The organism is Paenibacillus sp. FSL H8-0122 (assembly GCF_038005345.1).
Taxonomy (GTDB): Bacteria; Bacillota; Bacilli; order Paenibacillales; family Paenibacillaceae; genus Paenibacillus_AQ.
This window is the reverse complement of record NZ_JBBOTB010000001.1, coordinates 791596-807229: the sequence shown is the minus strand read 5'-3', so window position 1 is coordinate 807229 and position 15634 is coordinate 791596. Positions and strand designations below refer to the sequence as shown.

Sequence of the window (15634 nt, the reverse complement as noted above, 5' to 3'; positions counted from 1 at the left end):
GACACTCATGCAGGGTAACGGCTGCAACCGGCCGCATCCTAACCGTCTTCATGATGAAGACAAGCTCAGAAGGGCAACTCCGGGGCGACTTCGGGGGCTGCATCCTGCGGGAATTCACACCAATGATAATCCCGCTCTCTGAAGGGCTGACCGCCTACTCTTCCCGTTCCCAGTCTTTATGCTAGTTATTACTTAGTTCAATAATACATTCAGTGTTATCCCTAGTCAACCAGCATATACACAAAGGGCGCGCAGCAGACGTACATTGCTGCCTACTCCCCGCTCCAGATCACTTGAACCACATTGAAGCCCTGATTGCCGCCCGTTCCGGGAGCGCCATCCAGCGTAACGGAGAATGTGCTTCCGGCATCAATAATCGAGAAGGCTGAGGCGGAGACCTCTTCAGACTTGGAGGTTGCCCCTTTTTGTACAAAATAGTCCTTGTACGTATTGCCGAGCGTCTCCAGACTCTGCTTCGTGCGGTAGCTGAAGGTCGCGGACGGCTTACCGGTTGCCGAGCCTTCGATCAGATCAAATATCTTCGCGTCCGCCGGAAGCGGGAAGTCTGCCGGCAGGCTCTTCGGCCGCTTCACAGCATCTGCTGGTGTTCCTGCGGACGAGCCGCCGGAGGAGACAGCCGGAGCAGCCGCATCACCGATGATGACCCGGCTGGTTGCAGCATCGTAAGTAACAGCAGTGTTCAGCGCTTCGCCGATGGAGCGTACAGGCAGATAAGTGATCCCGTTGTAGGTAATCGGGGCGAGGGTTTTGCCGTTGCCGTCTTTGGGCGTGTACGCCTGGCCGTTCACGACGATCCCGATTTTGTTGTTCAGGAGCGCCTTGATCTCCTGCAGATTACTGGCGGCGTAGACACCGGCCGAGACTGTGAGCGTCAAGCTTAGTGCGGCCGCAGTGGCTGCCACTTTTCTCTTCATGTGATATATCATCCTTCCAGAAGTGATGTACCAGCGCATAGCTGCCTGAATGTGTAATGTATGTAGGCCGGTAGTGACTATTACCCCGACCTAGGCGGTTTGTAAACCAGGAGCGGAGACACGTGTAAACATGCCCCCAACAAAAGCCGGTTCACAAAAAACAGGAACAGCCCCATGCATAAGGCAAGGGCTGTTCCTGTTAAGCCTGAATTCTCCGCACACCATCAATCTCAAGGAATGTATAATACCTGTCCCTCTTCTACAATCTGACCGGACAGCCGGTTATACATAGTCAGCTCCCGGGTGCTTAGCTGGTATTTCTCGGCTATGGTATCGAGCGTCTCTTCCCGCTGCACGATGCAGAGCCGTACCTTGCGGAACAGCTCTGTCCCACCCATCCCGCCGATGAACCTGCTCTTCCACGCTGTATCATTGCCTGCCTCAGGAACAGCCTGCGCTACAGAGTCTATATTGCCAGAGAGCAGTTCCTCCTGCTCTCGGTTGGCGCGGCTTGCGCTGAGCAGCGAGGAGAAGGTGAGCGGCTCCTGCTCGGCGGCTCCCGGTTCTTTTTTGCTGCCAAGGGCAACCTTGAGATCCTGCTTCTCCTCCTGGGGAGACAGAGATTCCGCAGACAGGAAGACTTCATTGTCTGTGGCCTGGATCTCCTCTGCCGCCTCCCCTTCTTCGTTCCCGGCAAACAGCGCAGCAGCATCGTTGGCAGCGGAGGTAAGCACCGGCTCCGGCTGCGATACGGCATGAAGCTTCGCATTGCCCCAATGGTCCACAGTGTTCAAGGCGGCGGTGCCTGTCTGAAGTGTGGTGTCCTCCTGAAGCGAGCCGTTCACAGCCGCCGGTGCCGTCTTCTCTCTGGAGGTGAGGAAATGAGCGGAGGCCTTATCAGCCGACGGCTTGCTGCCTGCCGAAGAAGCCGTATCCAGACTATGGGTCCTTACTCTGGGTTCCTTGTCCTTCAGGGGTGTGGAGAGATAGGCTGCGGGCTGGCTGTAAGAAGTATCTTCCGCGTACAGCGGCTCAGCTGCTGCCTCAGCCGGACTAGCGGGAGTCTGATCTTCCGCAGCGCCCTCTGCCGTCCCTTCGCCATAGGTCCAGAGCGAATTCTCATACAGGGTGTCATTCTCCGGATTGCGGATTTGCTCCTCAGCCGTTCTGCTGTCTCCTGCTTCGGGCGAATACGCTACCGTGTACTCCTCCTGCTGCCAAGCGGGCTGTACATCTGTACTTCCGATTCCGCGCAGCGAGAGCACTCCGGTAATGTTGACGGTTCGCATCGTCAGCAGATCAATATCGAAATTCTCGATCTCCACCCCTATGTCATCAAGTGAGCTGACCCGGGTCAGCGGAACAGTGATTTCAACAGGAATTGCATGCTCCAGACGCTGTGTAAGGTCATCCTCCCCCCGGTAGAGTCCGGTGAGCAGCAGCTGTCCGTGCAGCTCGGCCCGGTCCTCCCGCTGGATGACCTGGATGTCGGGAACCAGCTCAACTTCCTCCAGCTCTGCTATTCCCGGAAGCTCTTCCGAAAGGTGAATGCGTTCATAAATATCAAACCGCAAGCCATGGGACTGGTCAAACACGGGAAATGTCCTCCTTCTTGGCATAATCTATCCCTGAGACAAGCCCAGAGTATAAGCCCAAAATGTTACTCCCCTCATGTATATGCTTCAATCAGGCAGGCATGACAACTTTGCCGCTTCAATTGCGGACAGCGCCTATTCCAGGGGAGGAAGGGCCGTACGTGCATCAGGAATAGAGTAGTGCTGCGGAAGCTTGACACGCATCGTTACGGCAAGCGGATTCCCAGGATCACACTGGTTAAGCACATCTGCCGGATGAAAAGCTGCCGGCAGCCCACCCGCGCCCGGTTCTTCCTCAAACCGGAGGTGATCCGGAATTCCCGGCCGGCCGGCCCGCAGATTGACCGCTCTCTGGTATACATGCAGCGTACCCGCAGCCATGACCTCCAGCGAACGGGTCTGCTCTGCCCAGTGCTTAGCCTGGAGGCCGGTGCGTCTTCTCAGCTCCTCATCCCCCAGCAGCTGCTCCATCTGCAGGGCGAGCTGAGCGGCATCTCCCGGAGGAACAATCCAGCCCGTCTCTCCCTGCCGGACCATTTCCGGCATGCCTGCAGTTCCGGCGACAATCGGCGCGATTCCGGCAAGCTGCGCTTCTGTAACCGAGAAAGGCTGCGTATCCTGGAGGGAGGGCTGCACATAAATGTCGGCAGCCCGGAGTGCAGCCGGAATATTGTTCAGCTTCCCGGTGAAATGGACCTTCCCCGCGATACCCAGCAGGCGGGCCTGCTCCATGAGCTCCTCCAGGAGGCTGCCGATTCCGGCCACCGCACAGATCCATTGCTGACAGCGCTGCTCCAGAATGCCTAGCGCCTCTATCAGCACATGGACGCCTTTGATATATTCAAGACGTCCGGCATACATGATGACAGGAATTCCTTCTGCAAATTGAAGCGGCGGCGTCTCTGCGGCCCTGGCTGCATATTGATGCAGGTCCAGCCCGTACGGCAAGGTATGAATACGGTCCGGGCTGACCCCCAGGCTCTGCGTAAGCTGTCCGATCCACTCCGAAGAGACCAGAATCTGGTCAGCCGCCTGGGCACCCAGTGTCTCAAGCCTGCGGAAATAGCTCCAGATCGGCCGCTGCTCATAGGCCTCCCGGGTCAGTCCGGGCTCAAGCCCCTTGTACTCATAGTAGGTCTCCTTGGTCAATGCCCCATGAACACTTGCGACCAGCGGAACAGGACGGCGCATGATCCGCCGTATTGCATATGAGGCTATAGGGTCCTGGGCATGAATGACATCATATTCCTCCAGCCCCAGCACAGCGGCACCGCCCTCGAATACGTAACGCCCCAGCTCAAAGCTGAAGATGCCATGCTCCAGATGCAGCGAGGGGAACCGGCCGATATCAAGCTGGGGCAGCAGCAGCGAATAGAACGCTTTTTTATCAAAAGACTCCGTCCGGTTGAGCAAATACAATGTATTGTTCTCCGCATGGCTGCCCATCAGTGTAACGGAATGGCCCTGCTCGCCCAGCTTGTCGGCCAGCTGCTTCATATATGTCCAAATTCCGCCCATATTGGTGAGGCCCCAGTAGGTGACCAGCAATATCTTCATGCATTCCTCTCCCCGGCTATAGATGTATTTAGGTGCAGGAGCAGTCTGCTCCACCCTAATCAGAATAGTATATGTAGGCTGCGGGCAGGCGGAAAGGGATATATGATCATTCCCTGCAAATTTCAAAAATATCTTTTAATCAAGAATCATCTTTTCGGGTATAATCGGTATAAATCCTGAAAGGAAATTTCCGACATGTCAAAAGCGAGGGTGTTTGACCTTTTCCTATTCGTCGCATCCCTGGCTATAGCCTTCATTCCCGCGCATGCTGTAGTCCTGGACGCTACCTATATAAAAGCATTACTGCTATACACTATCTTCTCCAGCATCTACTTCCAATTGCGGATTGTGACCCGGAGCGGGAACTCAACAATCGATTATGCCATCAGCTATACCTCCTCCTTCGGGATTTTTGCCGGTCCGCTCGGCACGCTCCTGTTCGAGACCGTATACCGGTTCATCGTATATTTCTATAAAAAGAAAACAAAAACCGCCGATCCCGGCGAGTTTCTGGATACCTTCTACAATATCGGTTCGTTCACACTGGGCGGCTCTGCGGCGTACTATCTGTATACGGCGCTCTCTCCCCTGGCGGACAAGCTTCCGCTCGGATACTGGCTGCTGTTCCTGCTCGTGGTCTGCGTCACCACCCTGCTGTCCTCCACCTTCCTGGTGCTGACCTTTGCCTTGTCGGGAGATATCAAGACACGCCGGGAAGCGCGAAATCTGCTATTCCGAAGCCGGAATCTGCTGGACTTCAGCAAGGTGGCTCTTAGTAACGCTCTGCTGCTGCGGCTGCTGCAAATGGAGAAATGGGAGATGCTGATCGCCCTGTTCCTGCTCAACTATGTAGTCAGCATCTCATTCTATTCCAAATCGCAGAGTGCCCAGCACAAGTATGAACGCGACAAATTCGAGCAGATGGCTTACCGCGACTTCCTGACCGGCACCTACAACCGGGCGCATATGGACAAAATGATGAAAGAGCTGAACCAGAGCGGGGAGTACATCGGAATTGTAGTGGCGGACATCGACCGGTTCAAAAAAATCAATGACAGCTACAACCACGCCGTTGGTGACCGGGTCATTGTTCATTTTGCCAAGACGCTGCAGAAGCACCTGCAGGAGCAGGATGTTCTGTTCCGCAGCGGCGGCGAAGAGTTCACGCTCTTCCTAAGGGACAAGACCTTCGAGGAGTGCAGGACGCAGATTCAGGAGATTCTGGACAGCCTTCACGGTCACACCGTAAGTGCAGAATTCGAGGAGCAGATCATCCGCGTGCCCTATTCGGCATCCTTCGGACTCTTTTACTACAAGGCAGACCCGGACCAGAAGACCTCTATGGAAAAAGGGTACGTCTACGCCGACCAGCTCCTGCTGGAGTCCAAGAAGCTTGGCCGCAACCGTCTCTCTTACCGGAATGATGTGCAGCCTTGAGACACGTTTCCGCGCAGAGCGACGGCCTATGAAGGCGCGTGCGCGGCAGCACAATGTATGCTGTTTTTGGCATACATCCCAGCTTCCCGGCGGAGCAGAAACGGCTACTCATCATAGTATCCCAAATAAGAACAAGAGCCGCTCTCCGGCAACCGGAAGAGCGGCTCTTGGTATTCCTGATGCAGGCGGCTACAGCTCTGCAGCCTTGAAGGTATCTCCGCCGGCAATCGTGCCGGAGTTGAAGCCCTTATAGAACCAGCGCTTACGTTGCTCGGAGGTTCCGTGCGTGAAGCTGTCGGGCACCACATATCCCTGCGCCCGCTTCTGGATCGTATCGTCCCCGACTGCGCTCGCTGCCGTCAGAGCCTCATCCAAGTCTCCCTCCTCCAGCAGATTCTCGCCCTGGACATGATGCGCCCACACTCCGGCATAATAATCGGCCTGCAGCTCAAAGCGAACCTGAACCTTGTTGAACTCGGTCTCACTGAGGCGCTGGCGCTCCGAATTCAGCTGCTCGGAAGCGCCCAGCAGCGTCTGCACATGATGGCCCACCTCGTGGGCAATCACATACGCCATGGCGAAGTCGCCCGGCGCATTGAACTGCTGCTGCAGCTCATCATAGAAGCTGAGGTCGATATACAGCTTGGCATCTCCCGGACAATAGAACGGGCCTACGGCCGAGCTGGCGGTTCCGCAGGCAGAGTTCACGCTGCCGCTGTAGAGCACAAGCGTCGGGTCCTGATAAGTCATCCCCTGCTCCTTGAAGATATCGGACCAGACATCCTCGGTATCGGCCAGCACGACAGATACGAACTCGGATAACTCCTTTTCCTGGGCGCTCTGTTCATAAGGGACACTTGAGTTCGTACCCGAACCGGTTGAAGTCAGATTCCCCATAATATCGCCGATATTCCCTCCACTCAGCAGCGTAACAATCACTATAATCACGATCCCGCTGATTCCGCCGCCAATCAGCTTGCCTCCGCCGCCGCGGCCTCTGCGGTCTTCCACATTGGAACTGCCTCTTCTGCCCTGCCATTTCATGGCCTTCCCCCCAGTTATGAATACTCGCGAATGCAGATATCTTTGTACTTATTAGTGTTATACCCATAATTGCAGGGGTGCCACTCGCTCAAGACAGACTGGAGATTTTACCAGTAACAAAAATAATGTATCCTTGAGCTTGATGGACTATCTCTATGGATAAACCGTAATTTTACAATAAAATGCATAGTCAGGATGGTGATGAAATGGGACTAACCAACGAAATATTAAATTCATTTAATCTTTGCGGGGATATTATTCCATTAACTGGTGGGCAGAATACAGCAGTAAGAGTTGGGAATGCGGTATTAAAGCCTGTGGATGACATAAATCAATGTGAATGGTTACTTCATATTGTTAGCAATTTAAATCCGCAGGGCTATAGGTTATCAAAGCCTGTTCAAAGTAAATACGGTACTTTTGTGTACAGAGGATGGGCTTGCACTCAGTATGAAATAGGTAAAGATGCGCAGGGACGAATAGAAGACAAACTTCAGGTATCTAGACTGTTCCACCGGGATCTATCTAAAGTTGATTTTCACGACTTCCCTTATACTGAGAGTCCTTGGTCAAAGGGTCACCGTATAGCCTGGCAAATAGATGAATTATCAAGGGACCTGCCAAGAGAGGCGCAAGAAATGATTAGTCCTATACTCGGGATGGTCAGCCTGAAGGAGCAATACAGTATGCAGATTGTTCACGGCGATTTGTCAGGTAATATTCTTTTTGACGAGGCTATGAGTCCTTTAGTCATTGATTTTTCTCCTACGATTGCCCCAGTAGAATATGCGGAAGCCATTTTAGTGTGTGATTGTATAGCATGGCAGGGAAGCAAGGTTTCAGAGATAGACCTGCTGCCAAATGATAAACTGTACAGGGAGATGATACTACGAGCTATTATTTTCCGTTTAACGGTTTCTGCAATTTTTTCAAAGGGTGATTTTGCTGAATTTTCCAAAGAGTATGAGGCATTCAAGCCTATAATTGAGTATATCAAGTAGGGGGTATTCACTGAGCAACATAGCCTACATCCTAATCAAAAAAACCTCCCCAGTCTCAGCCGGGAAGGAATCATGGAACCGGAATCCGCTTATTATTTTGCAGCTTTGGCTGCGCTTAGAATGGCTTTCAGGTAACCTTGGGTATCCACCAGAGTTGCACCGCTCACCGCATCAACGACTTGCTCTTTGCTTTTGTTAGTCAGTGTAGCTTCAAGGGATTTTATCGTTTTGCCTGTTGCGAATTTCTCGATAGCCGCCAGGTTCTTGTCATAGGCTACTGTCGATTTGGCTTCTTCCGTCATGTGCTCACTGTAGTATTTGGCGTTGGTCTTCTTGGAGGCCAGCACCATATTCGGATCTTTGTAATTCTTGCCGAAGTCCTTGTCCGAGTTCGGTACGCCAGTGGCTACATCGCTACCCAGGAACTGATAATCATCCAGCGAAGCCGCAACGATTACGCCATTCTGGACTACAGCAACCGCTACGGTGAAGCATTTGGTGCCATGGGCAGCCGCTTCCACCCGGCCTACCTTAAGCGGTGCGCTCGCTGCCGAAGTGACATTGTTCAGGGCGCCGCTGTTCCCTACCCCGACAAGTGCCAATGAGATGCCGGCCACGAGCATTAACTTAGTAACTTTTTTCACAAATATTCCCCCAGTTAACGTTATGAGTTACGCTTACACCCTATTTTTATCAATATATTGGGAGGCCGTCAGTTACAAATGTTACTGGGAATCTGCAAATATATGGAATAAGCATGGGAATGCATCAGAGGGAACGCGGGCTCACCGGCAACTTGACTGGTGGAGGTTTCCTTGAACAACAAGAACAAGATCACCCAGCGGGTAAACGATGCTAATGCCTCTCTCACCGGCCGCTTTTAAGGAGCAGTATTGTTGCACTTTTGGCAGGATTTCTCTATACCTTTCAATGCTTGTAGTACATTGTTGCATTATTTGCACAAATTTCGGTGTTTAGAGCAAGTTAGCGCTGAATTTGTTGCAGTTTGTGCAGGATTTCAGCATAGAACGCTGCTTTGGGGCAGTATTGTTGCATTTTTTGCAGGATTCCTCTTAAATGGTAACTTCCTGTGATGTATGGGGCCCATGTATGGGGCCCTTTAGCCAGGCCGCAATCCTCCAGAGTTCAGAGAAATGCGGCCCGGCTGGGCATGGCTTACATTGACTTATCTTAGCTTCACAGAGCCGATTGGTATAATGGCCTACTCCTGAACTGTGCCGCCGATTTGCTCGCGCAGGCGGCGCAGATCCTCCGGCCAGGGATCGGCTACTTCGATCTTGCTGCGGGTCCAGGGGTGGGCGAAAATCAGCTTCTCGCCATGCAGCGCCTGGCGGTCGGAACTCCCCTGCTTCGCCTTGACTCCCGGCTTGGAAGGTGGAGCCGGCGGCTGCTTGCCTTGGACTTGCAGACCCGGGGTGAGGCCTGCCTTCTCCTGCTCTTCGAACCAGGCCGTAATGGCAGACTTCACCTGACCGGGCTCCGAACGAAGGGGCTGCTTCTCCTTAAGGCTGTTGCCGGACGGAATACCAGCGGTGTGCCAGGCCGATCCGCCGTACAGGTCGTCCCCGAACAGCGGATGCCCCGCATGGCTGAGGTGGACACGAATCTGGTGCGTCCGGCCCGTCTCCAGCTGCAGCTTCACTACGGTTCCGCCGGGCAGGGCTTCGCGCCCCACAATCCGTGTTACCGCCGCTTGCCCTCCAGGGGATACCCGTCTGCGCGCCGCATGATGGCGGTCACGGCCGATGGGAGCATCGATCACCGTAAGCTCAGGCGGCACTGTGCCTTCAACAATCGCCGCGTACAGGCGGGATACGTTCTTCTCACGCATCTCTTCATCCAGCACAAGCTGGGCGTATTCGTTCTTCGCGTACAGCACGGGTCCGGTAGTATCCTTGTCCAGCCGGTGGATATGACGGACGGCAATGCCGCCGCCGGAAGCCGCATAATGCGCGGCTACAAGATGATCCAGCGTTACCCCAGTGCCGCTGCCGTCCGGGTGAACTGCCAGACCCGCAGGCTTGTGGACCACAAGGCAGAAGTCGTCCTCGAACAGCACCTCAGCCGCAGCCTCCTGCCACACCGGCTCTATTCCTGCCTCCCGGTGGGGGAACAGGGCCAGCCGCAGCCGGTCGCCCCTCCACTGGATGCCGTCCTCGCGGCGCAGCCGGGCGTGCAGCTTCTCCGGCATGCCGGCTGCGCCCAGCAGCCAGGCATCGATGGCTGCCGCTCTATCGGCAGCCCCCGTAATGACCCGGCCAGGCATGGCTTCCAGCCATTCCCCGCGCCGGGTCCACTTGCCCCCGCCCGCGAAGCCGGCGGCGGTAACCGCAGCAGCCGCACCGACTGCGCCCGGGCCGGGACTGCCGCCGGCGGCAGCGTTCCCGGCTGTAAGATCCGGCGCTCCGCTGCGGCGGGCTGCCGCAGGGTCTGCGCCTGCATGGCGGGCACGGCCCTCCGTATCTGCGCGTTGCCCGCCGGACCGGTCCTCCGGTCCAGCCGTCATAGCGATTTCAGGGCCTGGTAATGGCCCGCAATCGTATCGTCAATATCCTGCTCGCTATGCGCAGCGGATACGAACATTCCCTCGAACTGGGAGGGTGGAACGCTGATGCCCTGATCCAGCATTTTGCCGAAATAACGCTTGAACAGCTCCAGGTTACTGGTCTTGGCCGTCTCAAAGTTAATGACCGGCTCCTCCGTGAAGAATGGACATACCATCGAGCCCACACGGTTAATCGTCAGCGGAATTCCCGTCTCCTGCGCATTGCGCTTAAGTCCGGCTTCCAGTCTCGCGCCAAGCGACTCCAGACGGGTGTAGACCTCAGGGGTCAGCAGCGCAAGCGTGCTGTAGCCCGCCGCCATCGCCAGCGGATTCCCGCTGAGTGTGCCTGCCTGATAGATCGGGCCGGACGGGGCGATCTGCTCCATGATCTCTCTTTTGCCGCCGTAAGCCCCTACAGGGAGCCCGCCGCCGATTACCTTGCCGAAGCAGGTCAGATCCGGGTCCATCCCGAACAGTCCCTGCGCACAGCCCCTGTCTACACGGAAGCCGGTCATCACCTCGTCAAAAATCAGCAAAGCCCCGTACCCCGTAGTCACCTTACGGAGACCTTCCAGGAATCCCGGAAGCGGAGGCACAACGCCCATATTTCCGGCGATCGGCTCCACGATGATAGCGGCAATCTCGTTGCCGAAGCGCTCAAACGCGATTTTGACCCCGTCCAGGTCATTATAAGGTACCGTGATCGTATTCACCGCTACCCCTTCCGGCACGCCCGGACTATCCGGCAGCCCCAAGGTCGCCACCCCGGAACCGGCCTTAATCAGCAGGCTGTCGGCATGGCCGTGATAGGAGCCTTCGAATTTGAGGATTTTGCTGCGTCCGGTGTAGCCGCGGGCCAGTCTGATCGCGCTCATCGTCGCTTCCGTTCCCGAGTTCACCATGCGGACAATGTCCACCGAGGCCACGCGTTCTACCACGGTTTTGGCCATAGCGGTCTCGAGCAGGGTAGGCGCGCCGAAGCTTGTCCCTCTGGCCGCAGTCTCCTGCAGCGCCTTCACCACCTCAGGATGAGCATGTCCCATAATCAGCGGTCCCCACGAGCAGACGTAGTCAATGAAGCTGTTGCCGTCAATATCGTAGATCCGTGAGCCTTCGCCCCTCTCCACATAGACCGGGGTCAATCCTACGGATTTGAATGCCCGGACCGGGCTGTTCACCCCGCCGGGAATATATTGTTTTGCCTCTTCAAAAGCCATGCGGGAAGCCTCTTCCCGGCGGTTCAACGGCAGATTGCCCATGCTTGTTCCCTCCTGATCCTAGCCGCGCAGCCAGCGGGCTGCGTCCTTGGCGAAATAGGTAATAATTATATCTGCTCCTGCACGCTTCATGCCTGTCAGCATCTCCAGCACAACTGCCTGCTCATCGATCCAGCCCTGCTGTGCAGCCGCCTTGACCATCGAGTACTCACCGCTGACGTTGTAGGCTACAAGCGGCAGATCGAACTGGTCGCGGATGGTGCGGATTACATCCAGATAAGCCAGCGCAGGCTTCACCATCAGCATGTCCGCGCCTTCCAGCACATCGGAATCCGCTTCGCGAACCGCTTCCCGCAGGTTGGCCGGGTCCATCTGGTACGTCTTGCGGTTGCCGAACTGGGGAGCGGAATCCGCCGCTTCGCGGAACGGGCCGTAGAAGGCGGAGGCGTATTTTACCGAATAGGACATGATCGGCACCTGCTCGAAGCCATTCGCATCGAGTCCGGCACGGATCGCCTGCACGAATCCGTCCATCATGTTGGACGGCGCGATAATATCCGCCCCTGCCCGGGCCTGCGAGACCGCCGTGCGGGTCAGCAGCTCAAGCGAAGCATCGTTAATTACATCCCCGTGCACCACACCGTCCACCGTATGGGTATGCACCATGCCGCAGTGGCCGTGGTCGGTGAATTCACACAGGCAGGTATCGGCGACAACCAGCAGGTCGGGATACCATTTTTTGATCAGACGCGTGGCTTCCTGCACAATGCCATCGTCTGCGAAGCCGGACGAGCCAACCGCATCCTTCGTCTCGGGAATTCCGAACAGCAGTACCGCCGGAATGCCGAGGGAAGCAATCTCATCCACCTCCGCCTTCAACGTATCCAGCGAGAAATGATAGACGCCGGGCATCGAGCTGATCTCATTCTTTACACCCGTTCCATAGGTTACAAAAATCGGCTGGATGAAATCCAGCACATGGAGTACGGTCTCGCGCACCATGCCGCGAATACCGGCCGACCCGCGCAAACGGCGGTGTCTGGTTATTGGAAAGCTCATTGCTGCAAACCCCCTGTTCAGTAAGTATATACACACATCTATTCGTCTTAAGCAGTATTGAGATGTTAAAGCTATTGCTGTTAGTAGACCAGACCCGATTGCAATACTCAAAGGCAGCGCTGACAGATCCGGCAGGAACAGGCTATCTCAGCCTCGTCGATTCATTCCAGCGGCACAGCTCCTGCACCAGTCCTTCGATGGTGGCTTCTTCCGGGAGCAGTCCCGGAGTGAGGCCCGCTTCGACTGCGGTCTGCTCGGTAACCGGGCCGATGCAGGCAATCTTGACACCCGCCAGCAGCGCCAGCGGATCTTCCAGACCCATCCGCTTCAGGATGCCAAGGAAGTTGCGCACTGTGGACGAGCTGGTGAAGGTCACCGCATGAATGCGCTTCTCCTCCAGCAGCTTCAACAGCTCAATATCATCCTCGCCGGTGACAACCGTCTCATACGTATCTACCTCGGTCACTTCCAGCCCCAGCTCCCTCAGCTTGCCGGGCAGCCACTCGCGCGCCAGGTCGCCGCGGGGAAGCAGCACCTTCTGCCCCGGCTGCAGCTGTGAGCCGAAGGCTTCAATCAGCCCTTCGGCCTGAAAGCGGCCGGGCAATTCTTCAGAGATCAGCCCGCGCTCTGCGAGCGCTGCCGCAGTTCCCGGTCCCACTGCGCACAGCCGCGCCCCGTGCAGGGCGCGAATATCCTGCTTCTGCTGCGTCAGATGACGCATGAAGAAGTCCACGCCGTTCGGACTGGTGAAGAACACCCAGTCGTACGCCGCAAGCCCGCCAAGTGCCGCAGCGATCTCCGCCTGCTTGCCCGCATCCCGCTGCATCACCGTCTCAATGACCGGGAACTCATACGGCTCGCCGCCCAGCTCCTCGATCCGGTCCACCAGTTCGCTTGCCTGCGCACGCGCACGCGTCACTACAATGCGCTTGCCGAACAGCGGCAGCGCCTCCACCCACATCAGGTGCTCCCGCTGGAGCACAACGTCACCGACCACAATAACCGCCGGCGGCTGAAAATTCGCTGCTGTAACCTTCGCCTCAATATCGGCCAGCGTGCCGGTCAGCGTCTCCTGATCCGCACGGGTCCCCCAGCGCACCAGCGCCACCGGGGTTTCCGGCGGACGTCCGTGCTTCATCAGCTGGGCGCTGATATAGCCGATTTTGGCAACACCCATCAGGAATACCAGCGTGCCTGTCGCATTCGTTACTTTATCCCATTGAATGGAATGATCCAGCTTATCCGGGCTCTCATGGCCGGTAATAATCGACAGGGAAGACGATGCCTCCCGGTGGGTCACCGGAATCCCGGCATATGCCGGGACGCTGATGGCCGAGGTAATGCCCGGCACAATCTCATAGTAGATGCCATTCCTGCGCAGCAGCTCCGCTTCTTCACCCACCCGGCCAAAAATCACGGGGTCCCCGCCCTTCAGACGCACCACCGTTTTGCCCTCCAATGCGAGATCTACCAGCAGCTGATTAATATCCTCCTGCTTCATCGTATGGCGGTCCGAAAGCTTGCCTACGTATATTTTCTCGCCGCCGGGCTTCATCCATTTCAGCAGCCTTGGACTGGCCAGCCTGTCATAGACCAGCACATCGGCCTTCCGGATACACTCTAGCCCCTTGACTGTAATCAGCTTCGCATCCCCCGGACCTGCACCTACCAGATATACCTTCCCCGCCATCTCCGTCATCCCCTTATCCCTCTACACATGCGATTCCTTACCCCTTATTCCCTTACATCCGCCAAAATCTTCTCCGCACCTCTGGCCGCCAGCTTCCGCGCGACCTCCACACCCAGCTCCACCGGATCGTTGCCGGTGCATGTCTCCTTCAGAATGACTGTGCCGTCCGGTGTTCCGACCATTCCGGTTAACGTTATGGACGGATTCGCTGCTGCCACGGCCTCTGATTCAAGTACTGCATAGGCGCCAATGGGGACCTGGCACCCCCCGTTCAGAGCACCGAGGAAGGTCCGCTCCGCTGTCACCGTGAGTGCCGTGCGCTCATCATTATACAGCGCCAGCAGCTTGCGCAGCTCCTCATCGTCCTCACGGCACTCAATACCGAGTGCTCCTTGGCCTACAGCGGGCAGGCAGACCTCAGGCGGCAAATATGCCGTAATCCGGCCCTGCCAGCCCATGCGCGACAGCCCCGCTGCTGCCAGCAGAATCGCGTCATATTCGCCGCTCTCCAGCTTCTTCAGCCGCGAGTCGATATTGCCGCGTACCGGTTCAATAAGCAGATCCGGCCGGAGTGCAGCCAGTTGGCTGGAGCGCCGCAGACTGCTTGTGCCTACGCGCGCGCCTGGCGGCAGACCCTCCAGGCCCGCTCCGCTATTAGAGATCAGAACATCGCGCGGATCTTCACGCTTCGGCACCGCACCGTTCATCAAGCCTTCCGGCAATTCGGAAGGCATATCCTTCATGCTATGTACTGCCATATCAATATCCTTCGCCAGCATCGCCTGTTCAATTTCCTTGACGAACAGACCTTTGCCGCCCACTTTGGACAGGGTCACATCGAGAATCCGGTCACCCTTGGTCACAATCTTATGCACCTCAAAAGTAAAATCAAACCCATGCTCCCCGCTAAGCCGCTCCAGATCGGCAATTACATGCCCCGTCTGCGTTAAAGCCAGCGCACTTTGTCTGCTGCCCACGATAATCTTCCGCATGCCCACTCCCCCTGTTCAAGTCAGTCCCTTATTTCAGCCGTCGCCGTACCTAACCCCTGAATTTGCTCGCTTGAGCTGATTCGGCCGAATTCAGGTGTATTTATACACCTCATTTGCTCAACTGAGCTGATTCGGCCGTATTCAGGTGTATTTATACACTTCATTTGCTCGACTGAGCTGTTTCGGCCGAATTCAAGGGTATTTATACACCTAATTTGCTCAACTGAGCTGATTCGCCCGTATTCAGGTGTATTTATACACTTCATTTGCTCAATTGAGCTGTTTCGGCCGAATTCAGGTGTATTTATACACTTCATTTACTCGACTGAGCCGCTTCGGCCGAATTCAAGGGTATTTATACACTTCATTTGCTCGATTGAGCGACTTTCGCCGAATTCAGGTGTATTTATACACTTCATTTGCTCGATTGAGCTGTTTCGGCCGAATTCAAGTGTATTTATACACCTAATTTGCTCAACTGAGCCGTTTCGGCCGTATTCAGGTGTATTTATACACCTCATTTGCTCAACTGAGCTGCTTC

Annotated in this window: 11 protein-coding genes, 1 pseudogene and 1 other annotated feature (1 of these 13 cut by a window edge); of the genes and pseudogenes, 2 read left to right on the top strand and 10 right to left on the bottom strand. The window is 55.9% G+C overall.

Going from position 1 to position 15634, the window contains the following annotated elements:
- Positions 1-180: a binding site (T-box leader), on the bottom strand; it reaches 104 nt to the left of the window's first position.
- Between the two features lie 92 nt (positions 181-272).
- The 3 genes from NSS64_RS03610 to NSS64_RS03600 form a co-directional block, all read right to left on the bottom strand.
- Complete coding sequence (locus NSS64_RS03610; RefSeq protein WP_340938658.1) at positions 273-935, bottom strand: stalk domain-containing protein; 663 nt, start codon at positions 933-935, stop codon at positions 273-275.
- 230 nt (positions 936-1165) lie between these two features.
- Positions 1166-2530, bottom strand: a complete 1365-nt coding sequence (locus NSS64_RS03605) for a LysM peptidoglycan-binding domain-containing protein (protein ID WP_341139249.1) — start codon at positions 2528-2530, stop codon at positions 1166-1168.
- 135 nt (positions 2531-2665) lie between these two features.
- Positions 2666-4087: a glycosyltransferase family 4 protein gene (locus NSS64_RS03600; protein ID WP_341139248.1), complete on the bottom strand. Its 1422-nt coding sequence runs from the start codon at positions 4085-4087 to the stop codon at positions 2666-2668.
- Positions 4088-4282: 195 nt separating this feature from the next.
- Here NSS64_RS03600 and NSS64_RS03595 point away from each other — a divergent pair, with 195 nt between their 5' ends.
- Complete coding sequence (locus NSS64_RS03595) at positions 4283-5524, top strand: GGDEF domain-containing protein (RefSeq protein ID WP_341139247.1); 1242 nt, start codon at positions 4283-4285, stop codon at positions 5522-5524.
- Between the two features lie 189 nt (positions 5525-5713).
- On the opposite strand, the gene ypfJ is transcribed toward NSS64_RS03595, so the two are convergent.
- A complete protein-coding gene (gene ypfJ / locus NSS64_RS03590; protein ID WP_341139246.1) occupies positions 5714-6568 on the bottom strand; it encodes a KPN_02809 family neutral zinc metallopeptidase in 855 nt (284 codons plus the stop codon).
- 206 nt (positions 6569-6774) lie between these two features.
- On the opposite strand from ypfJ, the gene NSS64_RS03585 reads away from it, so the two are divergent.
- Positions 6775-7569, top strand: coding sequence for a hypothetical protein (locus tag NSS64_RS03585; protein ID WP_341139245.1), 795 nt, complete (start codon positions 6775-6777; stop codon positions 7567-7569).
- A 92-nt stretch (positions 7570-7661) separates the two neighbouring features.
- Here NSS64_RS03585 and NSS64_RS03580 read toward each other — a convergent pair whose 3' ends face one another.
- From NSS64_RS03580 to hemC, 6 genes and pseudogenes are all read right to left on the bottom strand, one after another.
- Entirely contained in the window at positions 7662-8213 is a 552-nt protein-coding gene (locus NSS64_RS03580) for a hypothetical protein (protein WP_209876979.1), read from the bottom strand.
- 917 nt (positions 8214-9130) lie between these two features.
- Positions 9131-9856, bottom strand: a pseudogene (locus tag NSS64_RS03575) (RluA family pseudouridine synthase); the annotation flags it as partial.
- A gap of 236 nt (positions 9857-10092) precedes the next feature.
- Positions 10093-11394, bottom strand: a complete 1302-nt coding sequence (gene hemL / locus NSS64_RS03570; RefSeq protein WP_341139244.1) for a glutamate-1-semialdehyde 2,1-aminomutase — start codon at positions 11392-11394, stop codon at positions 10093-10095.
- An 18-nt stretch (positions 11395-11412) separates the two neighbouring features.
- Positions 11413-12411, bottom strand: coding sequence for a porphobilinogen synthase (gene hemB, locus NSS64_RS03565; protein WP_341139243.1), 999 nt, complete (start codon positions 12409-12411; stop codon positions 11413-11415).
- 142 nt (positions 12412-12553) lie between these two features.
- Positions 12554-14101, bottom strand: a complete 1548-nt coding sequence (gene cobA / locus NSS64_RS03560) for a uroporphyrinogen-III C-methyltransferase (RefSeq protein ID WP_341139242.1) — start codon at positions 14099-14101, stop codon at positions 12554-12556.
- A 44-nt stretch (positions 14102-14145) separates the two neighbouring features.
- Positions 14146-15093 carry a hydroxymethylbilane synthase gene (gene hemC, locus NSS64_RS03555; protein WP_341139241.1) on the bottom strand — a complete coding sequence of 316 codons (948 nt, stop codon included), beginning with the start codon at positions 15091-15093 and terminating at the stop codon, positions 14146-14148.
- Between the last annotated feature and the right edge of the window lie 541 nt (positions 15094-15634).